This window comes from Desulfoluna sp. CLI2B, from assembly GCF_056847375.1.
Map to the genome: position 1 here is coordinate 5,209,443 of NZ_CP186557.1, position 23,231 is coordinate 5,232,673.

Below are 23,231 nucleotides of genomic sequence, written 5' to 3' on the forward strand. Positions count from 1 at the left end.
ACATCCGGGAGCTCCAGAACGTGATTCACCGATACATCACCATGAGCCGCCTCGACCTGCCGTCTCCCGAGCCCCATGCCGACCTGCCGCGGGAACCCCGGGAAGAGGGATGTCCCAGGCCTCTCAGCGACGTCCTTGCCGAGGTGGAAAAAGCTCACATCCTGCGCACCCTGGAATCAACACGCTGGCAAAAAGCCCGGGCCGCAGAGCTCCTCGGGGTGCACCGAAAAACCCTGTTTCGAAAGCTCAAAGGCTACGGAATCGAATAGTCCCCCGACGGGGCATTTTTGCCACCCCAACGACTTGTATCTATAATTCGTGACTGTTATGCCCTCTCCCCTCAACGGACGTGGCACCTGTGCCACGCCTGGGCATTCTCGACGGTTTCCAGCCCCGCAAGACTCATCCCCTTGTTATAAATACCCATATCCTCCGTTCGTCAATTCGTTTCTTTTGCTCATAAAAACATTATTCGCAATTGAGAAATTCTGATTTTCGAATTCCGACGGTGCAAAGGAGGAGAAGTATGAACCGATACAGCAGCCAGTACAGTCAAAAATGCGTTCCCGCCGAGGAAGCGGTAAAGATCGTCAAATCAGGGGACGTGGTGGATTACGGATTTTTCAACGGCAAGCCCGTGGTGTGCGACATCGCCCTGGCGGCCCGTCATGAGGAACTCCGGGGCGTGGAGGTTCACGTGGCCGTCACCCTGCCCCCGGTGCCCGAAGTGGTCAAGCACCCCGAAAGCTTTGTCTACCACGACCTTCAGTTCAGCAAGATCTCACGGGTGCTGCAGCGGGACTTCAACGTGGGGTTCTACTACCCCATCATGTACCACCAGGCCCCCTCCTGGTTCCGGGATGGCGTGGCCCCCCACCGCAACGTGGTGATCTGCACGGTCTGCCCCATGGACGACCACGGCTACTTCAACCTGGGCCTCCACAACTCCGCCACCCTGGCGGCCATGGAAGAGTCGGACTGCGTCATCGTGGAGGTCAACCCCAACCTGCCCGTCTGCCCGGGCGGTGCCGAAGAGGCCGTCCACATCTCCGCCGTGGACTATGTGGTGGAGGCCCCTGCCGATCTGGCCCTGGCCGATCTGCCCAGCCCCGAGCCCAACGAGCAGGAACGCACCATCGCCGAACTCATCGTGGGCCACATCACAGACGGCTCGTGCATCCAGCTCGGCATCGGGGGCATGCCCAACGCCGTGGGCAAAATCATCGCCCAGTCCGACCTGAAGAACCTGGGAGGCCACACAGAGATGCTCTCCGACGCCTACGTGGACATGATCGAATCCGGCCGCATGAACGGCTCCTGCAAAAGCCTGGACCGGTACCGGGTTCCCTACACCTTTGCCATGGGTTCCAAGCGCCTCTACGACTTCGTGGACAACAACCCGGCCGCGGCCTCCTACCCGGCAGACTACACCAACGATCCCCGGGTCATCGCCAAACTCGATAATTTTGTCTCCATCAACAACGCCCTGCAAATGGACCTCTACACCCAGGTAAACGCCGAGAGCCTGGGCACTAACCAGGTCTCGGGCAACGGAGGCATGTGGGACTTTGTCATCGGCTCCCAGTGGTCCAAGGGCGGTAAAAGCTTCATCTGCCTCACCTCCACCTTCACCAATTCCAAAGGGGAGCTCCAGTCCCGCATCCTGCCCACCTTTGCCCCGGGTTCCATCACCACCATCCCCCGCCACATGACCGATTATGTGGTCACGGAATACGGGGCCGTCCAGGTAAGGGCCCAATCCACCTGGAAACGAGCCGAGTTGATGATCAGCATCGCCCACCCCGATTTCAGGGAAGGGCTCATCAAGGAGGCGGAAGCCATGAAAATCTGGCGGCACTCCAACAAAAAATAATGCACGGGCCAAAGAGCCTTCGGCGGCCAGGGAATACGCCCCAAGGATCCAGGCCCCCAGGTTGCGAAGGATAATCACCTTTGCCCTGGGTTGAGATTCACCTAAATCTTTTTTTTAAGGGGGGTCACCTAAACCGCTTTCCATGTGTAACGAACTGAATAGCTGCAGTTAAAATTAAGATAAAATTATCCACACCCAATATTACTTAGATGTCTAACTAAAGTAAATACCCACCCAACCGATGTTGCGGATATGGTTTGGCGAAACAGCCCCACAGCAAGGCGATAGCCGAACCAGACGGACAGTTGTCTGTCATGTTCTCTCAGGGTTCACAAGTAGCAAATGAACCTGAGAATCCATTATCTAAGATTTAGGAAAATTAAGGATCAGGTATGAAGATGAAAAAAAGTATCGCTGCTGTTCTAACGCTCCTTGCGGGGGTGGCTTTCTCCTCCACCGCCGGAGCGACCCTCATCGAAAACAACACCAACTTGAGCGCCGACTGGACCCGCATGCCCGCCCGGGTAGCTGCCACCGACTCCGTGGACGCGGTCCTCTACAACCCGGCCGGCACCATCCGGCTGGGCGAAGGCACCTTTATCATGGCGGGCAACCAGTTCCTGCCCAAGGAACCAGCCACCAAAGACGGGGTGCGGCACGAGACCACCACCCTCACCACGGTGGTGCCCAACCTCTTTGCCGTGAAAAACGGAAAAAAATGGAGCGCATTTACGGGATTCGGAGTCATCGGCGGGGGAGGGGCCCTGGAGTATGACAACGGAATACTCAACAAAGAAAAAGGAGTGACCACAAAACAGCTAGCTTACGCTGCAATGAAACGCTCTATCGGCCCCGCCGTATCCGAAGAGGTGGCCTCCGCCTGGGTGGGAGCTTATGTCGGCGGTGCCTGCGCCGTGAGCGACACCCTCTCCCTGTCGCTGACCGGCCGCCTGGTCTACGGGACCAACACCTACGAAATCGACGGAGGGGATATCCTGGACTACGAAAAGACCGGCACAGGGTTTGCCCCCATCGTCGGGCTGAACTACACCCCCAGCCCCACCGTCAACATCGGGTTCCGCCACGAGTTCCGCACCCGGGTGGAGTGGGAGGTGGACAAAATCGAAGGGACAGTAGCGCCTGCTTTATCGAAATCCCCAATGTTTGGGGCCGAAGGCGACAAAACCCGCAAAGACTTCCCCGCCATGACCGCCCTGGGCGTCTCCTGGAAGGCAACCGAGAGCCTCACCCTGGCCACGGACGTGAGCTACGCCTGGCATGACGACATCGACTGGGAGGGGGCCGAAGAGGGCCTGGACAACGGGGTGGAGGTGGCCTGTGCCTTTGAGTACGCCGTCACCCCCGGCTTTGCCGTGAGCGCGGGCTACACCTACTCCGATGCCGGTGTGGACCCGGAGGACTACAGCACGGCCCTCTCCAAAAACGTCTACCACGGCATCTCCGCAGGATTCATGGCCGAGCCCGTTGAAGGCCTCCGGTTCGACGTGGGGGCCACCAAACTCTTTTACGAAAACGACACCGACAGCCACGGCATCACCTATGAAAAAGACCTCTGGATCATCGGTATAGGCGTCCAGTACGCATTCAGGTAAGACCAGAAACCGTCCACCCTCATACCTGGCCCTCGGCCTCACCAGCCGACAGGTATAAAAAAAACGCCTTCGGATATTCCGAAGGCGTTTTTTGGTTCTCAGTCGCCCATAGCCGGGGATAGAAAAAGGGCGGCCTGGGCCTTTTGCATGCCGTCTATGACGACAAAATATAAAAAGCGATGCCTCCGGCGGCGAGGTGTGCCACCTCGAAAGCAGGTTGCGAATGCGTTTTCCCCTTCGCTCCTCAGAAAAATCAGCATTTCACCTCCAAACCGGGGTTTCTTCACTATTTTTTTTAAGACCTGTTTTGTCAAACTTTTTAAAAGTTAGCCCGCAGGCCGCCGGAGCAACCATGAGCTTCTCACCCCTGCGCTTCATCCCGGGGTCGGGTCTTCCAGCGGTTGTGGACCCGCTACCAGGTCGAACCATCTTTTCCATGGCGTAGCTGAAGTTCTGGGTATTGGTGCGGACATCGGCCTCGAAGTCACCGGTATTCACCAGGGGAATCTCCGGGCCGAACTCACCCCGGACGAACCGTCCGTCCCGGGCCACGAAGTAGGGGATCACCGGGGCGCCGGTGGTAAGGGCAAGCTGGGCGATGCCGTTGTTGGCGCTGGCGGTCTTGCCGAACATGGTGACAAACACGCTCTGATGGGGCTTTGGGGCATTCTGATCGCTCAGAAGTCCCACGGAGTTGCCTTGGGAGAGTTCATCCAGAATGCCTTTCACCGCCTTTTTGGTGGGGTACATGCGGCAGCCGAAGCGTTCCCGCATCTCCAGGATAAACCGATCCATGGGTTTGAAATCCAGGGGGCGGTACACCGCCGAGATCTGATACCCCGTGGCCCCCATGGAGACAGGAAGAAACTCCCAGTTCCCCATGTGACAGGTCAGCACCAGAACACCCTTGCCCTTGGCGTGGGCCGCCGTCAGGTGAAAAATTCCGTAAATCCGAAACCGGGCCTTCAGATCCGCCCAGTTCCAGCGAAGGCTGCGTCCCATCTCAAAGGGGACCAGGGCAATATGATCAAAGGCCTTCCGGCTCAGTTCCCTGATCTCTTCTTCGGACATCTCCTTGCCGAAGACAATCATTAATGTTCTTGATGGCCACCTCCCGGTGGCGCTTGTCCCGCCGGTACCAGATACCGCCGATGGCACTGGCCATTTTCCCGGCCACGGGCTCGGGGATGAGCCCCAACAACAGAAACAACAGACGAACGGCCTTGTATGCCAGATATTCCATTCCACACATCCATACCCAGGTGTCTCATCACAGAACAGCGCCCGCGCCCTCCACAGGGAAAAGGACGGTACCGCCACCTTTCAAACGTTCCTTCTAAAAGGATAGAACTATACTGACACACCAGGGGTTTGGCAATGGCAAACAGGATCTCGTGCAGGGCGAACGCGTATGGGATAATATGAAGGACAACCCATCAAAACATCGTTGCCCTCCGGGAGCAAAGTCGAATGAACGGCAGGGGCAAAAGGGCTTGGGGAATAAACCGAAAAGAGGCCTCCGGCGGCGAGGTGAGCCACCTCGTAAACAGGCTTCGAGGGAATTTCACTTTTGATTGGCCTGAATCTTTTTTTATAACCTATTTGTTAAACGGTTTAACCGTTCAACCCACGACAGGGCCGCCGGGAGCAGGCTCCTCCTCGGGGCGGGTCTTCCAGCGACGGTGCCCCCAGAGCCACTGATCCGGGTAACGGCGCACCATCGACTCGATGACCCGGTTGAAAGCCTGGGTGTTGGTCACAAGGTCCTGCTGGGGGTTTCCGGTGTTCACCACGGGGATCTCCGGCCCGAACTCTGCCCGGAACTTGCCGTGCTCACGCACCACAAAAAAGGAGACCACCGGCACCCCGGTGACGGCGGCAAGCTGGGCCAGGCCTTTGTGGGCGCTGGCCTTGCGGCCCATGAAATCCACAAAGACCCTCTGGTGGGGCTTGCTGGCGTTCTGGTCGATGAGAAGGCCCACCAGGTTACCCTGATCCAGTTCGCTGAGGATACCGTCCACGGCCTTGCGGGTGGGGTACATACGGCAACCGAATTTTTCCCGCATGTCTTTGGTGTAGCGGTCCAGGGGCGCAAAATCCAGGGGTCGGTACACCGCGGCGGGCTGAAGACCTGAGGCCACGATGGCCGGGGCCAGGAACTCCCAGTTGCCCATGTGGGCCATGACCACCAGCACCCCTTTGCCTTTTTTGTGGGCGTTGATGACGTGGTGGTGGCCGTAGTAGCGAAAGTGATCACTGACGCTCTTCAGGGGCCACCGGGTACTTTGTCCCAGCTCAAAGAGCATCCGGGCCGTGTTGACAAAATTGCGCCGGGCAAGGTCCGTAAGCTCCTGCTGGTCCATGGAGTCCCCGAAGGCATGGGTGAGATTGTCCATGGCCACCATGCGGCGCCGTGTGTCGCCTCTGAACCAGGCATGTCCAAGAAAATGGGCGAGCCGGTCGGCTCGGTGTTGGGGAATCAGACCAATGAGGGTCAGGGTCAGTCCGATAAGGTGGTAGGCCATGTGTTCGAAATAGTGTTTTATGGTCATCACTACATCCTTCGTGCTGAAAACTCCTCCAAGGTTTTTTACGCAAAAGAATATAGTCCCCCCCGGGCCAACCATACCAAGGGGAACGGCGACGGACAACTAGCGGAATCCCCGTGCGGCTCACAACCGTCTGTCACACTGTTTGTTCTGCACCACCGGAAGGCGGAGACTCAGGACTTAAGCCCCACGGGCCGATCAAGGATCTCCTTCCAGACGATGGCTTCTTTCAGCCTCGTGCGGCGCTTCCCGCTCCGGGCACAGGTGTCGGTGCCGGGCGCCGGCTCCTCTGAAAGCGACCGCCGTGCAGGGCGCCTCCCTTCCGGGCTGTCCCAGAGAGAAGTTCCCTCCTCAGCTGAGTCCCAGCGTTCATGGAGAGCGGGCCTCTCATCCTCTTCATTCCATCGCTCATGGAGAGAGGGCCTCTCCTCGTCCGCTTCCCAGCGCTCGTGGAGAGAGGGCCTGTCGTCATCGGCATCCCAGCGTTCTCCGGACATGTCGGAGTCCGCTTCCAGGGTCTCCGCATCCTCCCGAAGGTCGGCCCAGGGGTCGTCATCCAGGAAGTCGTCCTCCTCGCCCGCGGCTTCACGCTCTGCCTCGAGCCGGGCCTTCTCCATCTCCTCTTTCATCTGGGCGATGATGTCCCCCAGCTTCCCCCTCTTGGGGCTATCGCCCCCTTCCGGGTTCACCGTTGAGATGATCTTCCGCATGACGGAGCGAAAGACGAGGTAGATCACCACGAGGGTGATAAGGAACTTGATACCGCCCATCAGGTGGTCTCCTTGTCATCCGGTCCTTTCTCATCGCCTGCAATGGCGCTGCGCATATCGGTATCGGCCATGATGTTCTTCATTTTATAGTAATCCATGATCCCCAGGTTGCCGCTGCGGAATGCCTCGGCCATGGCCAGGGGAACCTGCGCCTCGGCTTCCACAACCTTGGCCTGCATCTCCTGGACCCTGGCCTTCATCTCCTGTTCCACGGCGTAGGCCATGGCACGACGCTCTTCGGCCTTGGCCTGGGCGATCTTCTTGTCTGCCTCGGCACGGTCAGTCTCCAGGTCGGCGCCGATGTTCTTGCCCACGTCCACGTCGGCGATATCAATGGACAGAATCTCGTAGGCCGTGCCTGAGTCAAGGCCTTTGGCAAGAACGGTCTTGGAGATGGTATCCGGGTTCTCCAGAACCTGCTTGTGGTTCTCGGAAGAGCCGATGGTGGAGACGATGCCCTCGCCCACGCGAGCCAGGATGGTGTCTTCACCGGCCCCGCCAACCAGGCGGTCGATGTTGGCCCGCACGGTCACGCGGGAGATGGCTTTGAGCTGAATGCCGTCCTTGGCCATGGCCGCGATCTTGGGCGTCTCGATGACCTTGGGGTTAACACTCATCTGAACCGCCTCGAGCACGTCGCGCCCGGCCAGGTCAATGGCCGCCGCCCGGTTGAACTCCAGGTCGATGTTGGCCTTGTCGGCCGCGATAAGGGCCTGGACCACACGGGCCAGGTTGCCCCCGGCCAGGTAATGGGATTCCAGCAGGTCGGTGCTGATGTCGATACCTGCCTTCACCGCCATGATCTTGGACTCGATGATGAGCTTGGGCGGCACCTTCCGGAACCGCATGAAGACGATGTTCAGGATACCCACATGGGCACCGGACACCAGGGCCTGGATCCAAAGCTTGATGGCAGAGGCGACCACAAAAAGAATCACCAGCACGATGGCCAGGGCGACAAAGGTTAAAATCATGTTTGGGGACATTACGTTCTCCTGATTTTCACGTTATATACAGGGCCCTTCCATAACGAAGGGCCGGGTTTCAAACAGTAAGGACTCAATCAGCCGCTATCAGCTGCTTCACCACAACGGAGTTGGCCGTGACCGAAAGAACGGAGACCCGGCTCCCTTTTTCTATGTACTCACCGCGTGTCACCACGTCGATGCGCTCCTCCCCGAGAAGGGCCACCCCCGAGGGCCGAAGGTCGGTGACGGCCTCGCCCTCAAGAAAAGGCCCAGAGGAAATGATCCAGCCCCTTTTTCTGGGACGTGGCCCCCTCCTCGCTTTTAAGCTGCTTCTTCAGGGTCACCGGGGAGTGCTCCAGCACTTTGGCCCCGATGAAAATGGCGGCGGGAATAAGAAAAATATCGGCCAGCAGCAGGGCGTACCCCATCTGGGTGGAGGCCTCGGTGAAAACCATATACACCGAGAGCACGAACAGGGACGCGGCCACCACGGAGATCACCCCGAAGGAGGGGATGACAAACTCAGCGATGATGGCGGCAACCCCAAGAACTTGAAGGACAATGACGGTTAAGGCAAGTTTCATGGGCTTGGCTGGGTTCCTTTATGCAACAGGTTCGGAAGGGGACTCTTTCCGGGCCACAATGACACGGTTCCCCTCCACGGCGGTGACCACAACATGCTCGTTTCGGTCAATAAAATCACCCCGGGTGACCACGTCAAAGGGCTCGCCGTAAAACGCGGCCTTTCCGGCCGGCCTCAAGGGGCTCAAGGCCACGCCCGTGGCACCTTCTTCAATGCGTGCCGTCTCTTTGGAATCGGCATGGGAGGCCTTTAAGTCCGCGTCCAGGTATGGCCCGCTCACCCGACCGGCCATGGCCGGGACAAGATAGCGCAGCATGGCCATGGCCATGAGAAGGGAGGCGCCGAAGGAGGCCACCACGGTAAGAAGGTTCACCCGGAACAGGTCGCCCTCCCAGGGCAGGTCCGGGTCGGGAATCACAAAATCCTGCAGGGAGAGGATCAGCCCCAGCATCACCAGCAGAAAACCGATCATGCCAGCCAGTCCGAAGCCCGGAAGCACGAAAATCTCCACCACCAGGAGAAGCACGCCGATGACGATGATGATGATCTCCGCATAGGTGGCAAGGCCCGCAATGTGATGGCCAAACAGGGCAAGGGCCAGGGCACTGAGCCCCACGATGCCGAAGATCCCGAAGCCCGGGGCCTTGAGTTCGGTGTAGAGGGCCCCCAGCCCGATAATCATGAGAATGGGGGCGATGGAAAGGATCCACCCGGAAAGGTCTTCGGACCAGGAGGGGTCCACGCGCTCCGGCACAACCCCGCCCTTGCCCTCACCGGCCACCACCTCGGCCAGGGTTTTCAAGGTGGCCTTGGAAAAGCCGAATTCGTTGGCCTCCACATCGTCCATGGTCAGCAGCTCGCCTTCCCGCACCACGGTTCGCACGTGGTCGGGCTTCTCCTTCAAGTCCTCGTAGGCCTGCCTCTCCAGATAGACGGTCTTGCCGTCGGCCTCGTAGGCCACAATCTCAAGTTCGGCGGTCACCATAGACTCGGCCAGGGCTTCGCTGTATCCGTTTTTCCGGGCCAGGGCGCGGAACTTGGCCCGCAGCGGGGACTGGAACTTCTCTCCCAGCATCTTGGGGCCTTCCTGGCTCACGGCAATGGGGGCGCAGTCCCCGATGGTGGTGCCCGGAGACATGGTCAGGGCGTCGGCGGACAGGGCGATGAGGGCCCCGGCGCTGATGGCTTTTGTCTTCACCCAGGCCACGCTGGGGGATTCAAGGGCCGTGATGGCATCGACAATCTTAAAGGCCGAATCCACCCGACCGCCGAAGGTGTCCATCTCGAAAATCACCAGGGAAGCCCCTTCGGCGTCCCGTGTGGCCCGCTCCACAAAGGCGGCCATGGCCGGAGAAACCTCACCGGAGATTGGAATGACGAGCACCTCGGGCCCTTCGGCCCGGGCCGTGGCGCACAACGGCCCCGTCGGCAGAAGACACGACAGGAGCCATCCAAAGAAAAAACATGCCGCAACAGGAAAAGAGGTCAACTTTTGCATGGTGATGCCTGGGGTTCAGGTAAAGAGAGCGATGCCGGGAGCAGGGCGACACGCCGCCGGAGCAGGGTAGTATGGCCCTGACAACCCGATAAATGAAGGGTGCCACCGGGTTTGCCTCCGTGATGAGGTAAAATCGCCGGATGACACCTGATTGACTATTCGTATATACAGGAAAAGGGAAAACCGTGCAAGATCACGTGACCTACGAACCGCAACCATCCATCAAGCCAAATGAACAATGAAATCAAAATAATTCACGTTTGAGCACCATTTATTTGGTCCCGCGCTTCTGCTATAGTGCGGCGGTTTATCAGGAACATAATCAAACGATGGAACCTTAGGACGAAGGAAGCCGCGCTGCACCGGAGCACGGTGCCCGGCGGCAAACCAGTGCGCCGACAACCGACGAGCATGGCCGGGTTACCCTGCGATTTTCTCCTTTGTCACCTTGGCCTCCGGCCCGGCAAGCCCACTGCCCGGCGGCGAACAGAGCATGAATCCCGCAGGATTCGCCCTGGGGTAAGCCACGGCTTTTGATACCGTTTATACTATCAAAACCGTGAAAGGTAACGAAGGAAAAACAGGTTCGTATCCTTACGGGTAGGCAAACGCAATATCCTTTAACGGTGCATACTTCAGCCTCGTTTGAAAGGAAAGTAGTTCTTGACACAAAAACGGAAATTGTTCTATATCAATCGTTTAAACTCGGAAAGTTCCGTTTCATCATTAAGTTGCTGTTACAAATGTAATTCTTAGGAAACCCGCGTGCGCATGCAGGCGGGTGCGAGGAACCATGGGTATTTACAAACACCTCGACAGCCATGCCAAAGAGATCATCAGCGCATGGACCGCCCGTTTTGCCGGAAACTACTCTTCCGACGGCAGCCGATTCATCATGAAGGAGAAAGACCCCTTCAACAACCCCATCGGCGCCATGGCCAAGGAAGGGTTCACCGACGTCTTTAACCTGGTGGCCGCGAAAAACGAGCCCGACCCCGAGGTACTCCGCCAGAAGCTCGACCCGCTCATTCGACTGCGTGCGGTGCAGGCCTTTGTCCCCAGCGAAGGGGTGGCCTTTGTCTTTGCGCTGAAAACCGTGGTGAAAGAAGCGCTGAAAAAAGAGATCAAAGAGGGCAAGGTGACCCAGAAGGATCTCGACGGCTTCTACAACCGCGTGGACCGGATCAGCCTGGCGGCCTTTGACATCTACATGGCCTGCCGGGAGCAGATCTACCGCCTGCGGGCCAGCGAGGTGCGTACCCGCACGCTCAACATTTTGAAGAACAAGGATATATTGTGTGAGGTTCCCGAAGTCGGGACCGAAATTTTACCACATGATGTTTATAAAAACGGGGGCTTTGAGAAATCGGACGAGGAACCGGATCGAGGGCTGTAGGGCGGGGGTGTGTCAGCCTCTCCGGGAGGGTTGCCGGCCTTCCCGACATGTGAGGTTGTGTCCGTCTTTTACAAACTTTCAATCCGGGTGCGTTCGTTTGATCAAGCACCAAAGGGTGAGGAAAAGGTATGAACGTTAATATTGTGTTGTCCCTGGTAGCGGTCGTTGTGCTGGGTGCACTCGCCTTTCTGGGCGGCAGTGCGCCTGCGCTGCAGGGAGTGTTTGGGATCCTGATACCCTACATCGCCTTTGTCGTGTTCCTGGGCGGTTTTATCTGGCGTATCATGAAGTGGGCCAAGTCACCGGTTCCCTTCCGCATCCCGACCACCTGCGGTCAGCAAAAATCATTGCCCTGGATCAAGCATGACAAGCTTGAGAACCCTTACACCGGACTCGGTGTGGTGGGCCGCATGGCCTTTGAGATCCTGACCTTCAGGTCTCTGTTCCGCAACACCAAGGCCGAAATCAAGGGTGACCGGATCTCTTATGAATTGGAAATCTGGCTCTGGCTGTTTGCCCTGGCATTCCATTACAGCTTCCTGGCGGTGCTCGTCCGTCACATGCGCTTCTTCCTGGAGCCTGTGCCGTTCTGCATCGAAGCCCTGGAATTCATCGACGGTTTCTTCCAGATCGGCCTTCCCATCGTACTGCTCTCCGGGGTGGTCCTGCTTGCCGCGGCCTGCTTTCTCTTCCTGCGGCGCGTGACCAAACCCAACCTCCGGTACGCCTCCCTGGCAGCCGATTACTTCCCCCTCTTCCTGATCATTGCCATCGCAGGTACCGGCATCTACATGCGATACTTCCTGAGGGTGGACGTAGTGGCCGTCAAAGAGCTCACCATGGGCCTGGCGACACTGCACCCCACGATTCCGGCCAACATTGACCCCTTCGTTTACGTGCATCTGTTCTGCGTATGCGTACTCTTCGTATACTTCCCCTTCAGCAAGCTGATGCATGCCGGTGGTATTTTCCTTTCTCCCACCCGAAACATGGCCAACAACAGCCGAGCCAAGAGACACATCAACCCCTGGAACCCCGATCTTCCCTTCGTAACCTACGAGAAATACGAAAACGAGTTCAGAGAGAAGATGATCGAGGCGGGTCTCCCAGTGGAAAAGGAGTCATAAATCGTGGATATCAAACCGGAAGAGATGATCAAAATAGACAACGCTGTTCCCAAGAAGTCGTGGATGGACACGCCGCCGGACCTGTCCGAAGGCAAGTTCTGCTATCCCGCCAAGGCCAAGACCTTGGACTATCTTGGGCTCCCCAACGGTCGCGACTGGTCCCCCGCCGACGAGGACTGGCAGCTTCCCGAAAACTGGCAGCAGATCATTCACGAAGGCTTCAAGGAGCGCCTGGACAAATACCGCTCCCTCAAGGTCTTCATGGACATCTGTGTCCGCTGCGGTGCCTGCGCCGACAAGTGCCACTTCTACATTGGCTCGGGTGACCCCAAGAACATGCCTTTCTTAAGGGCCGAGCTGCTCCGAAGCATCTACCGAAACGACTTTACCACCGTGGGCAAGCTCCTCGGTAAGTTCGGCGGTGCCCGGAAGATGACCCCCCAGGTCATCAAAGAGTGGTTCTCCTATCTTTATCAGTGTACCGAATGTCGAAGGTGCTCCGTCTTCTGCCCCTACGGCATCGACACCGCCGAGATCACCATGATGGGCCGCGAGCTCTTGAACCTCCTCGGCGTGAACATCAACTGGATCAAGGATCCCGTGGCCAACTGCTCCAAGACAGGTAACCACCTCGGCATCCAGCCCCAGAACTTCAAAGAGATCATTGAGTTCTTCTGCGAAGACATCGAAGAGATCACCGGCGTCAAGATCAACCCCAGCTTCAACCGCAAGGGTGCCGAGATCCTCTTTGTGACCCCGTCTGGTGACGCCTTCGCCGACCCCGGTACCTACACCTTCATGGGGTACCTGATGCTCTTCGAGCACATCGGCCTGGACTACACCCTCTCCACCTACGCGTCTGAGGGCGGCAACTTCGGCCTCTTCACCTCCGCCGACCAGATGAAAAAACTCAACGCCAAAATGTACCACGAAGCCGAGCGCCTCGGCGTCAAGTACATCCTGGGCGGCGAGTGCGGCCACATGTGGCGCGTCATCAACCAGTACATGGGCACCATGAACGGCCCGGCCAACTTCCTGGAGACCCCGGTGAACCCCATCACCGGCACCGTCTTCGAGAACGCCGCGTCCACCAAGATGATCCACATCGCTGAGTTCACCGCCGACCTCATCAAGCACAACAAGCTCAAGCTCGACCCGAGCCGCAACGACCACCTGAAGGTCACCTGGCACGACTCCTGTAACCCGGCCCGTGCCATGGGCATGCTCGACGAGCCCCGCTACGTGCTGAAGAGCGTCTGCAACAACTTCCACGAAATGCCTGTCAACACCATCCGCGAGCAGACCTTCTGCTGCGGCTCCGGTGCGGGCCTCAACACCGAAGAGATCATGGAACAGCGCCTCCGAGGCGGCCTGCCCCGTGCCAACGCGGTCAAATACGTCCACGACAAGTACGACGTCAACACCCTGGCCTGCATGTGCGCCATCGACAGGGCGGCCCTGCCTCCCCTCATGGACTACTGGGTACCCGGCGTGGAAGTCACCGGCCTCCACGAGCTGGTAGCCAACGCCCTGGTCATGGACGGTGAAATTGAACGAACCACAAACCTGAGGTTTGAGGATTTACCTGGAGCGGAGGGTGATTCTGATGAATGATAAAGGTAAAATATTAGCCGGAGTGGCCATCTTCGCCGTCCTGGTCTCCTTCCCGTTCTGGTACAACACGGGATCGGCCAAGCCTGCGCCGGAGCTGGTCATCGCTCCGGAAGCCAAAGCCGCCGGAGCATGTATCCTCCCCAAGGACCAGATGGCCAAGGAGCACATGCAGCTTCTGGACGGCTGGAGAAACTCGGTGGTTCGCGACGGTCACCGCATTTATGTGGCGGATGACGGCAAGAAGTACAACATGAGCCTGTCCAACACCTGCCTTGAGTGCCACACCAACAAGGCGGACTTCTGCGACAAGTGCCATGAGTACGCCTCTGTTAACCCCTACTGCTGGGATTGCCACGTGAATCCGAAGGAGAAGTAGTGATGAAAGAGAGCAGACGAAGCTTCCTGAAGATCGCCGGCGTATCCGCACTGGGCCTGACAGCCGCGTCCAATGCGCATGCCATCGGCGAGTACTTCATCCCTTCAGGCAAAGCCATCAAAGACCAGAAGGTCACCGAAGCGGATCGATGGGGCATGGTCATCGACACCCGCAAGCTCACCCACGAGCTGAACGAAAAGATCGGGAAGGCATGCCACCTGAACCACAACGTTCCCGAGCTTAACAACAAAAACCACGAGATCAAGTGGATCTGGGAAGAGCACTACGAGCACGCCTTTACCCAGCAGCCCAACGAGTTCCAGTCTGAGAAGGCTCACCACGCCCCCATCCTGGTCCTCTGCAACCAGTGCGAGAACCCTCCCTGCGTCCAGGCCTGCCCCACCAAGGCGACCTTCAAGCGGGAAGACGGCATCGTTCTCATGGACTTCCACCGCTGCATCGGCTGCCGCTTCTGCATGGCTGCCTGCCCCTACGGCTCCCGCAGCTTCAACTTCCAGGACCCCAGAAACGGCCTGGAAGACGGGAAGCCCACCAACCCCGAGTTCCCCACCCGTACCAAGGGTGTCGTGGAGAAGTGCAACTTCTGCGCGGAAAGACTGGCCGTTGGTAAGAATCCCTACTGCGTGGAGGCTTCTGAAGGCGCCATCGTCTTCGGCGACCTCTCCGATGAAAACTCGGAAGTTCGCAAGGTCCTCAAAGAGAACTACACCATTCGGCGAAAGGCCAGTCTCGGTACCGGGCCTTCGGTCTTCTACATCGTTTAACGGGAGGTCATCATGCTTGAAAAAGCATTAAGCGGAAGCAGAAATTACTGGCTGTGGCTTGCCGGTCTGACGGCCGTCATTGCGGTGGCCTTCATGGGATACATGGAGCAGTGGCACTTCGGTCTCGGTGTCACCGGCATGAGCCGGGACGTCTCCTGGGGCTTTTACATTGCCCAGTTCACCTTCCTCGTCGGTGTTGCCGCCGGGGGCGTGATGCTGGTCCTGCCCTACTACCTGCACGACTACAAGGCCTTCGGCCGCATCACCATCCTCGGTGAATTCCTGGCCGTGGCCGCCGTGGTCATGTGCATGCTCTTCATCGTGGTGGACCTTGGTCAGCCCACGCGTGCCATGAACGTGATCTTAAACGCCACGCCCCACTCGATGCTCATGTGGGATGCCATTGTTCTCAACGGCTATCTCTTCCTGAACATCATCATCGGCTGGAAGCTCCTGGAAGCTGAGCGCAATGCGGTTCCCGCACCCAAGTGGGTGAAGTTCCTCATCTACGTCTCCATCCCCTGGGCCTTCGGGATTCACTCCGTGACAGCCTACCTCTACAGCGGCCTTCCCGGTCGCGGTTACTGGCTCACGGCGATCCTGGCTCCCAGGTTCCTGGCCTCGGCCTTTGCCGCCGGTCCCTCGGTGTTGATCCTCCTTTGCTTCATCGTTCGCAAAGTGACCAACTTCGATCCCGGCACAAAAGCGATGCAGACCCTCATGAAGATCATCACCTACGCGCTTATCGCCAACGTGTTCTTCTTCCTGTGCGAAGTCTTCACCGTCTTCTACAGCAAGATCCCCGAGCACATGGACCATATGAAGTATCTCTTCTTCGGCCACGGCGACAAGGCAGCCCTTGTGCCCTGGATGTGGTCCTCCATGTTCCTGATGTTTGCGGCCATTATCCTTCTTGTGATTCCCAAGATCCGGAACAACGAGAAGTACATGCCCTTCCTCTGCATCATGGTGTTCTTAGGGACCTGGATCGACAAAGGCATGGGCATGATCGCCGGCGGCTTTGTGCCCAACCCCATGCACACCTACCATGAGTACGTCCCCACTCCCCTGGAGATCCTCATCACCGTAGGTGTCTACGCAGTGGGCCTTCTGGTCGTGACCATCCTCTACAAGATCGCCACCAAGATCAAAGAAGAGGTCAACGCCTAAGGCCGTTGCATCCGACAGGTTGTACTAATCCGGAATGCCAACTGGATTGTTAAGAAAACCCGCTCTCCTGATCTCAGGGGCAGCCTGGGCCTCCGTTTTCGTGTTTCACCCCTATAAAAACAAAGATCCCCCACCCTAAATTCGATTCGACCCACCGGTGTCGTTCAACCCTTTGATCTTGACTCACCCCAAAGAAAATGTTTAAAAAAGCGCATGCGTTAACGTAGAACACATATTCTAGACTCGAACCCCTTCCCCCCGGACCGCCACCCTCAGCCCCATCTGATCCCCCACCTCCGGGGGGGCACGACCTTTACGAGAGAGAGAAAGACAAGAGGTGCCCACCCATGAAAGCAGGACTTGACTTCGGATCCAAATATATCCACTACGCCGTCCTCGACGCCCATCGCGTCGTTGCCAGCGGCAGCACCCTCCACAACGGCAACCTGGAAGAGGCCCTTGCCCGGACCAGGCAGGCCATGGAAGCCGAAGCGGGCGGCACCATCACCCGGTTCGGGGTCACCGGCAACATCACCCTTTCCGAGGCCCGCGTCTTTGACCCGGTCATTGCCTCTGTGGAGGCGGCGTCCTTTCTCAAGACCACCTGCCGGAACATCCTCTCCATCGGGTGCGAAAGCTTCTACCTCATCCGCCTGGACGACCAGGGCAACTACATGGAGCATGTGGTGAACTCCGACTGCGCCTCGGGCACCGGCTCCTTCATCGACCAGCAGGCCGAGCGCCTCGGCTTCTCCACCGAAGCCCTTGCCGAAAAGGCCGCTGCCTTCACCGGCAAGGCCCCGTCCATTGCCACCCGCTGCGCGGTCTTTGCCAAGAGCGACATCATCCACGCCCAGGCCCAGGGCTACGCCAAAGAGGCCATCGCCACCGGCCTGTGCGAAGGGGTGGCCCGAAGCGTCCTGGCCAACACCGTGAGGGGCCGCGAGCTCACCGGAGACCTGCTCTTTATCGGCGGCATGGCGGCCAACGCCAAGATTGTCCGGGAGGTGGAGGCGGCCCTTGGCCTTGCCGTCACGGTCCCTGAAAACGCCCAGGCCCTCAACGCCATCGGGGCTGCCTCCCTGGCCGACCAGCCCTGGGAGGCAAGCACGAACCTCATCGCCCGCATGGGCCGGGAGCGCTCCGTGCGCCCCAGCCTGGACACGAACATGCCTCACTACCCGGTGTTTGACGGGCTCTCCGCTTACGAGGCCGACGGCATCGACTTCACCCTCCCCAACAACTCTGAAGCCTACATGGGCATCGACGTGGGCTCCACCAGCACCAAGGCGGTCCTCACGGACAAAGAGGGCGCCATCCTGGCAGGCCTCTACGGCCGCACCCAGGGCGACCCCGTGGATGCCGTCACCCGCCTCTTCGGCCAGGTCAAAGAGCTCTTCAAAGAGGTGGACCTCGTCATCTGCGGGGTGGCCACCACCGGCTCGGGCCGGGAGCTCATCAAGGAGGTCGTGGGCGCCGACCTTGCCATCAACGAAATCACAGCCCACGCCAAGGGCGCCACCTTCCTGGACCCTGCCGTGGACACCATCATCGAAATCGGCGGCCAGGACTCCAAGTTCACCCTCTTAAACGACGGGGTGGTAACCCACGCCGTCATGAATTACGTCTGCGCCGCAGGCACCGGCTCCTTCATCGAAGAGCAGGCCAAACGCCTCCACATGACCCTGCCCGAAATCTCCGACATCGTGGAAGGGGCCAAGGCACCCTTTACCTCAGACCGCTGCACCGTCTACATGGAGCGGGATCTGAACACCTTCCTGGCCGAAGGATGGAAACGGGAAGAGATCATGTCCGCGGTGCTCCACAGCGTCCGGGACAACTACCTCTCCAAGGTGGTGGGCAAAAGCACCCCCGGCAGCCGGGTCTACTTCCAGGGGGCCACAGCCCGCAACAAAGCCCTGGTGGCCTGCTTTGAGCGGGAGCTGGGCCAGGAAGTCCGCGTCTCCAAGTTCTGCCACCTCACCGGCGCCCTGGGCTGCGCCGTGGCCCTGAAAGATGCAGGCCTTGCGACCTCCACCTTCACGGGCATCGATTTCTCCTGCACCGTGGAGACCGAGATCTGCGAGCTCTGCACCAACCGCTGCGAGCTGCGGGTCTACACCGTGGGAGGCAAGAAAAACGCCTGGGGCCTGAAGTGCGGCAGGGACTACGAAGAGAAAAAAGTGGGGGGAAAAGAGACCGTCTCCCGCCTTGAAAAACAGTTCAAGGCCACCTTCAAAACCGAGGACACAGCGGCCGAAGGCCAAAAAACCGTGGGCATCCCCGAGACCCTCTTCATGGTGGAGTACGCTCCCCTGTTCAAGGACCTCTTCCAGCGCCTGGGCTTCAAGGTGGTGGTGGAAAAGAGCACGGCCAAAAAACTGGCCCAGGGCATGAAGCTCATCAACGCCGACTTCTGCACCCCCATGGCCCTCACCCACGGCATGGTGGCCGCCCTGGATCGCCCGGATGTGGACTATATCTTTCTGCCCACCCTCATCAGCGAGCAGAACCTCCTTGAGACCCTTCCCATGGAGCAGCCCTTTGCGGAGAAGAGCACGGACAGCTACTTCTGCTACTACTCCTCCTATGCGGCCACCATCATCAACAACCTGCCCGGCATGGACTTTGGCGGCCGCCTGCTCCACCCCACCGTCCGCATGAACAACGTGGCCGACGAGATCGTGGGAGAGCGCCTCGCCGCCGAGCTTGCGCCGATGCTGGGGCTTTCGGAAGAGGCCGTGGTCCACGCCTTCATCGACGCCAAAAAGGCCTTCACCGCACAAAAGACAGCCTGGACAGCCGAAGGGACCAAACGCCTGGCCGCCCAGGTCGACAAACCAAAAATCCTCCTGCTGGGCCGCCCCTACGCCCTCTTCGACAAGCGGGTCAACCTGGGTATCCCCGCCCGCATGGAGTCCATGGGCTTTGAACTCGTCTCCCAGTCCATGCTGGACCTGACGCCCACACCCGATGACCTGCCCGATCACCTGGCCAACATGCACTGGTACTTCGGCCAGCAGATCCTCCTGGCCCTGGACGCGGTGCGGAAACACCCCGACCTCTACCCGGTCTTCCTCACCTGCTTCCGATGCAGCCCAGACGCCTACCTGATGAACCACATCAAGGACGCCATGGAGAAGATGGGCAAGCCCTACCTCATCCTCCAGCTGGACGAGCACGCAAGCGACGTGGGCTACCTCACCCGCATCGAAGCGGCCATTGACACCTTTGTGGCCGACTACGACCGCAGGAAAGCCGAAAGCAACGAGATCGTCATCCCCAGGACCACCTTTGCCCCGGACACCCCGGCAGAAGGGGACACCGTCCTCATCCCCATGGTGGACGCCCGCATCAACCGCCTCCAGGCCGAGGTCTTCAAGGCCGCAGGCTACAAGGCCGAGGTCCTCCCCATGGACAACACCACCCTGAACTTGGGGTACCGCTTTGCCAGCGGCGGGGAGTGCCTGCCCAACGTGGCCATCGTGGGCTCTGTGGTCTCCAGGCTCTCGCAGGGGGACCTGAACCCGGACAACGCCATTGTCTACCTGCCCAACATCTGCCTCTCCTGCAACTTCAACCAGTACGCCAACCTCATCAAGGCTGCTGGCGCCAAGGCAGGCTTTGCAGGCATCAAGGTGATGAACACCAACGGACAGGCCGCCGTACCGGGCATCTCCGCCCGCCACAACGCCCAGCTCCTCTCGGTGACCATCTTAAGCTCCATCCTCTCCAAGCTGAGGTTCCGCTTCCTCCCCTACGAAACCGAGGAAGGGGCCACCATGAAGGCCGTAAACGAAGCAGAGGCCATCATCGCCTGGCATATCGCCAACCGAAAATCCCTTATGACCGCTGCGGAAAAAGTTCGGGAGCTCTTCGACACCCTGCCCCTGACACCTGAACGCAAACCCCGCATCGGCATCCTCGGGGACATGTACGCCAAGTACAACGAGGTCTTGAACGAAGCCATCTGCGACCACGCCGAAGCCCTGGGCGGTGAAATCATCCTCCCCTCCTACAACGAGCTGGTGGTCCACTCCATCTTCGCGGATACCCGCCAAAACGATACCGGGGAGAAACTCCTGGCCACCATGACCGGCTACGAGGAAAAGTTCGAAGCCATCTTCGAAGGCCTCCTCGAAGGGGTCACCGAGCCCCCCTTGGACGAATGCCAGGCCCTCATGGAAGAGTTCGGCCTCACCAGCTTCATCGCCGGTGAGACCGCCGTCTCCCTGGGCAGAATGCTCTACTACGTGAAGCACGACCTTGTCTCGGCGGTGATCCACGTCAACCCGGTCTTCTGCTGCCCCGGGGTCATCAGCGCCTCCATCTTCCGCAAGATCCAGGAGCGCTACGGCGTGCCCGTCATCGATCTCTTCTACGACGGCACCAACAAACCCAACCGCATGATCGATCCCCACATGTTCTACCTCACCCGCAAGGCGGGGTAAGAAGAAAGGAAAAGAGCCTCCGGCGGCCCTGCCGGAGGCCAACCTTCTAAAAAGGTTGCCAAACAGGTTTTAAAAAGGCGGCCCAGTGCCGCCTCCTGAAAAACTGGACACCGTACGGAAAAAACCGTAAAATCAACCATTAATTCATTCCTTATAAAAACACCCATCTTACAATCACGTTGGTCAATCCCCTTTGGAGCACTCCATGAAACCGCACCGCCTGGTGTCCCCGGTTTTTTTCGTCGTCCTCCTGTGTCTGGCGGCCGTTGCCCTTGCCCTGCCCGATGTCCCGGATGACCCGACCCTGTCCGCCACCAACAACACCATCACCGTCTCCTGGAAAACCGTGGCCGATGCCGACGGGTACACCATCTTCTGGGGCGAAACCGAAACCGAAGTCACGGACGAAACCAATCCCCTGAAGCGAACCAACAGCGAGCTGGGGCTCACGGACCCGGTGGACGCAGGCGAGGATGTGAGCTTTACCATAGGCGCCGCCTCCGGGGTGACCCTGGAGCCCGACACCACCTACTATGTGGCCATTTCCGCCTTTGAAAGCGACCGGGACAGCGCCCTCTCCGGCATCGAATCCATCACCACGGATACCGACCCCGAGGTGCCCCCCGCCCCGGCCAACCTCGCCCTGGACCTGCGCACCGATGCCAGCATCACCATCAGCTGGGACAAAGCCGCGGACTCCGACAATGTCACCGCCTATACGGTCAGCGTGGAAAAACGAGTCGCAGGCGTCTTTCAAAGCATCTCCCTCACACCGGATTCTCCCATCGACGTTAACGACCCCAAGGCCACCTACTCCGGCCTCGATGCCGACACCCGCTACCGCTTCCGGGTCACGGCCACCAACGCCCAGGGGAACTCCGACCCGTCGTCCTGGCTGGTGGTGGATACCTTCGCCGCAGGGCAGATCCGAGACAACCTGGCCCCGGAGACACCCATCCTCTCCCAGGACGACCAACCCCCTGAACTGCTTGAAAACCTGAGCGTACGCATCCTTTTTAACGGAAACAACGACGGCATGGCCGACCTGTCGGTCTACAGAGTGTACTACGGCACAGACCCCGCCAACCTGACCGACCAGCAGGACTTTTCACCCGAAGATGATGCCGTCATCTCCGGCCTTGCCGAAGATACCCACTACACCTTCCGCGTTTCGGCCATCGACACCAGCATCAACGAAGCCCCCCAGTCCGCCCAAAGCGTCTCCATCTTCGTGGAAGAAGTGCACGCCCTTTTGGACGATCCGGAAACCTTTGAAGGGGGCTGCTTTGTCAATACTTCCCAAGAGAGGGCCTCCCCCCGGCCACTCCCCGTCGTCCCCCTGGCCCTGGCCATTGCGGTCCTGGGCCTTGCCGTAAAACCCCGGGTCAACCCCCTCCTGCTGGCCACCCTTCTCCTGCTCCCGCCTGCCACCGGCCACACCCAAGACCCCAACACCATCGGCATCAAGGCAGGCTTCCACCGCCTCACAGACGACCGTTACAAAGACATCTACGGTGAAAACGCCATCTCCGGAACCCTCTTCTACCAACGATCACTGAACGGCCCTCTCACAGCCTCCCTGGAAGCAGGCTACGTCAAGCGCACCGGCACCAAACGCACGGACTCAGGCCAGGAGAGCAAGGCCGAAACCGAGCTGATCCTTGTCCCGCTCACGGCAAGCCTCACCTGGGAGAGTCGCGTGGCACAAGAGGTCATTCTCTTTGCAGGCGGAGGGCTGGACTACTGGTACTACAGGGAGACGAGCGATACCCATAAAGTGGATGCATGGGATGACGGGGACTACGGGGTGGCAGGGTACCACGGACGCGCCGGCATCAAACTCTTCACCCGCGACCCCTATTTTGACAACAAGGCCGGGGTCATCCTCGAAACCGTCTACTCTGTCATCGACCGATTCGGCGACAACACCATCGACCTGGGCGGCTGGACTTTCAACGCCGGTATCTTTCATACGTTTTGACAGAACCAAGCAAACGTGCCTCCGGCGGCCCTGCCGCCCTGCCGGGGGCCAAACTTTTAAAAAGTTTGACAAACAGGTCTTAAGCAAGCCTTTCCAGGCTCCGCCGAAATAATTTCCACCTTTTCACATTAGAAAAGTTTTTTGCGGAGCTTTTTTTCAAAAAAGCGACCCGCCGGAGGCAAGCTGAATAGTTACTAAAAAGGTAGCCAAACAGGTTTTGAAAGCTATTTCATCTTGTCCGGGTGCGTTGGTTAACCGGCTGATTTACATAAACAGACAATGATTCACCAGAATACCGCTGTGATTTGACCCGAGGAACGAGGGGCAAAGCCCGGCGGTAACCTGCTTTCAAGGTGGCACACCTTGCCGCCGGAGTTATTCCGGTTCAAGCCAAACGGATCCCAAGTGACTTTCATCGTGTTTTCAGAAGAATGAAACGGCCTCTCCCGCATAAGCGGTTGCCCCACGTCACACCCC

General features: G+C 58.9%; 19 protein-coding genes. 11 read left to right on the forward strand and 8 right to left on the reverse strand.

All coding sequences use genetic code 11. The features are described 5' to 3' along the window. The first annotated feature begins 41 nt into the window (after nt 1–41). The 3 genes from ACOYW2_RS24300 to ACOYW2_RS24310 all read left to right on the forward strand — a co-directional run bounded on the left by ACOYW2_RS24300 (nt 42) and on the right by ACOYW2_RS24310 (nt 3,486). A complete protein-coding gene (locus tag ACOYW2_RS24300) occupies nt 42–269 on the forward strand; it encodes a helix-turn-helix domain-containing protein (protein ID WP_482771080.1) in 228 nt (75 codons plus the stop codon). A gap of 257 nt (nt 270–526) precedes the next feature. After that, a complete protein-coding gene (locus tag ACOYW2_RS24305) occupies nt 527–1,873 on the forward strand; it encodes an acetyl-CoA hydrolase/transferase family protein (RefSeq protein ID WP_482768256.1) in 1,347 nt (448 codons plus the stop codon). Between the two features lie 392 nt (nt 1,874–2,265). Further along, nucleotides 2,266–3,486: an OmpP1/FadL family transporter gene (locus tag ACOYW2_RS24310; protein WP_482768257.1), complete on the forward strand. Its 1,221-nt coding sequence runs from the start codon at nt 2,266–2,268 to the stop codon at nt 3,484–3,486. Between the two features lie 261 nt (nt 3,487–3,747). On the opposite strand, the gene ACOYW2_RS24315 is transcribed toward ACOYW2_RS24310, so the two are convergent. From ACOYW2_RS24315 to ACOYW2_RS24350, 8 genes are all read right to left on the reverse strand, one after another. Then, on the reverse strand, nt 3,748–4,578 hold the full coding sequence (locus ACOYW2_RS24315) for a lysophospholipid acyltransferase family protein (RefSeq protein WP_482768258.1): 831 nt from the start codon (nt 4,576–4,578) through the stop codon (nt 3,748–3,750). Continuing rightward, nucleotides 4,514–4,729, reverse strand: coding sequence for a hypothetical protein (locus ACOYW2_RS24320; protein WP_482768259.1), 216 nt, complete (start codon nt 4,727–4,729; stop codon nt 4,514–4,516). Before ACOYW2_RS24320 ends, ACOYW2_RS24315 begins: the two co-directional genes overlap by 65 nt. A 379-nt stretch (nt 4,730–5,108) precedes the next feature. Then, nucleotides 5,109–6,038, reverse strand: a complete 930-nt coding sequence (locus tag ACOYW2_RS24325; RefSeq protein ID WP_482768260.1) for a lysophospholipid acyltransferase family protein — start codon at nt 6,036–6,038, stop codon at nt 5,109–5,111. 170 nt (nt 6,039–6,208) lie between these two features. Beyond that, nucleotides 6,209–6,805, reverse strand: a complete 597-nt coding sequence (locus tag ACOYW2_RS24330) for a hypothetical protein (RefSeq protein WP_482420345.1) — start codon at nt 6,803–6,805, stop codon at nt 6,209–6,211. Further along, the gene (floA, locus tag ACOYW2_RS24335) at nt 6,805–7,791 is read right to left on the reverse strand and encodes a flotillin-like protein FloA (protein WP_482418422.1); all 987 of its coding nucleotides are present in this window, start codon (nt 7,789–7,791) and stop codon (nt 6,805–6,807) included. Before floA ends, ACOYW2_RS24330 begins: the two co-directional genes overlap by 1 nt. A 73-nt stretch (nt 7,792–7,864) precedes the next feature. Continuing rightward, nucleotides 7,865–8,056, reverse strand: coding sequence for an NfeD family protein (locus ACOYW2_RS24340; RefSeq protein ID WP_482771081.1), 192 nt, complete (start codon nt 8,054–8,056; stop codon nt 7,865–7,867). Further along, the gene (locus ACOYW2_RS24345) at nt 8,031–8,357 is read right to left on the reverse strand and encodes a hypothetical protein (RefSeq protein WP_482768261.1); all 327 of its coding nucleotides are present in this window, start codon (nt 8,355–8,357) and stop codon (nt 8,031–8,033) included. Before ACOYW2_RS24345 ends, ACOYW2_RS24340 begins: the two co-directional genes overlap by 26 nt. Before the next feature lie 18 nt (nt 8,358–8,375). Continuing rightward, nucleotides 8,376–9,854 carry an NfeD family protein gene (locus tag ACOYW2_RS24350; protein WP_482420346.1) on the reverse strand — a complete coding sequence of 493 codons (1,479 nt, stop codon included), beginning with the start codon at nt 9,852–9,854 and terminating at the stop codon, nt 8,376–8,378. A gap of 793 nt (nt 9,855–10,647) precedes the next feature. Here ACOYW2_RS24350 and ACOYW2_RS24355 point away from each other — a divergent pair. From ACOYW2_RS24355 to ACOYW2_RS24390, 8 genes are all read left to right on the forward strand, one after another. Further along, the gene (locus ACOYW2_RS24355; RefSeq protein WP_482420347.1) at nt 10,648–11,250 is read left to right on the forward strand and encodes an RsbRD N-terminal domain-containing protein; all 603 of its coding nucleotides are present in this window, start codon (nt 10,648–10,650) and stop codon (nt 11,248–11,250) included. Nucleotides 11,251–11,378: 128 nt separating this feature from the next. Beyond that, on the forward strand, nt 11,379–12,377 hold the full coding sequence (gene dsrM, locus ACOYW2_RS24360; protein WP_482418426.1) for a sulfate reduction electron transfer complex DsrMKJOP subunit DsrM: 999 nt from the start codon (nt 11,379–11,381) through the stop codon (nt 12,375–12,377). 24 nt (nt 12,378–12,401) lie between these two features. Continuing rightward, nucleotides 12,402–13,991 (forward strand): sulfate reduction electron transfer complex DsrMKJOP subunit DsrK, encoded by a 1,590-nt coding sequence (dsrK, locus tag ACOYW2_RS24365; protein WP_482418828.1) that lies wholly within the window; start codon nt 12,402–12,404, stop codon nt 13,989–13,991. Beyond that, nucleotides 13,984–14,367: a sulfate reduction electron transfer complex DsrMKJOP subunit DsrJ gene (dsrJ, locus tag ACOYW2_RS24370; protein WP_180137892.1), complete on the forward strand. Its 384-nt coding sequence runs from the start codon at nt 13,984–13,986 to the stop codon at nt 14,365–14,367. The genes dsrK and dsrJ overlap by 8 nt, the downstream gene beginning before the upstream one ends. Nucleotides 14,368–14,369: 2 nt before the next feature. Next, nucleotides 14,370–15,152, forward strand: coding sequence for a sulfate reduction electron transfer complex DsrMKJOP subunit DsrO (gene dsrO, locus ACOYW2_RS24375; protein WP_482418427.1), 783 nt, complete (start codon nt 14,370–14,372; stop codon nt 15,150–15,152). Between the two features lie 12 nt (nt 15,153–15,164). Further along, nucleotides 15,165–16,322 (forward strand): sulfate reduction electron transfer complex DsrMKJOP subunit DsrP, encoded by a 1,158-nt coding sequence (gene dsrP / locus ACOYW2_RS24380; protein ID WP_482418428.1) that lies wholly within the window; start codon nt 15,165–15,167, stop codon nt 16,320–16,322. A 347-nt stretch (nt 16,323–16,669) separates the two neighbouring features. After that, on the forward strand, nt 16,670–20,773 hold the full coding sequence (locus ACOYW2_RS24385; RefSeq protein ID WP_482768262.1) for an acyl-CoA dehydratase activase: 4,104 nt from the start codon (nt 16,670–16,672) through the stop codon (nt 20,771–20,773). A gap of 205 nt (nt 20,774–20,978) precedes the next feature. Further along, nucleotides 20,979–22,754, forward strand: coding sequence for a fibronectin type III domain-containing protein (locus ACOYW2_RS24390; RefSeq protein ID WP_482768263.1), 1,776 nt, complete (start codon nt 20,979–20,981; stop codon nt 22,752–22,754). The last annotated feature ends 477 nt before the right edge of the window (nt 22,755–23,231 follow it).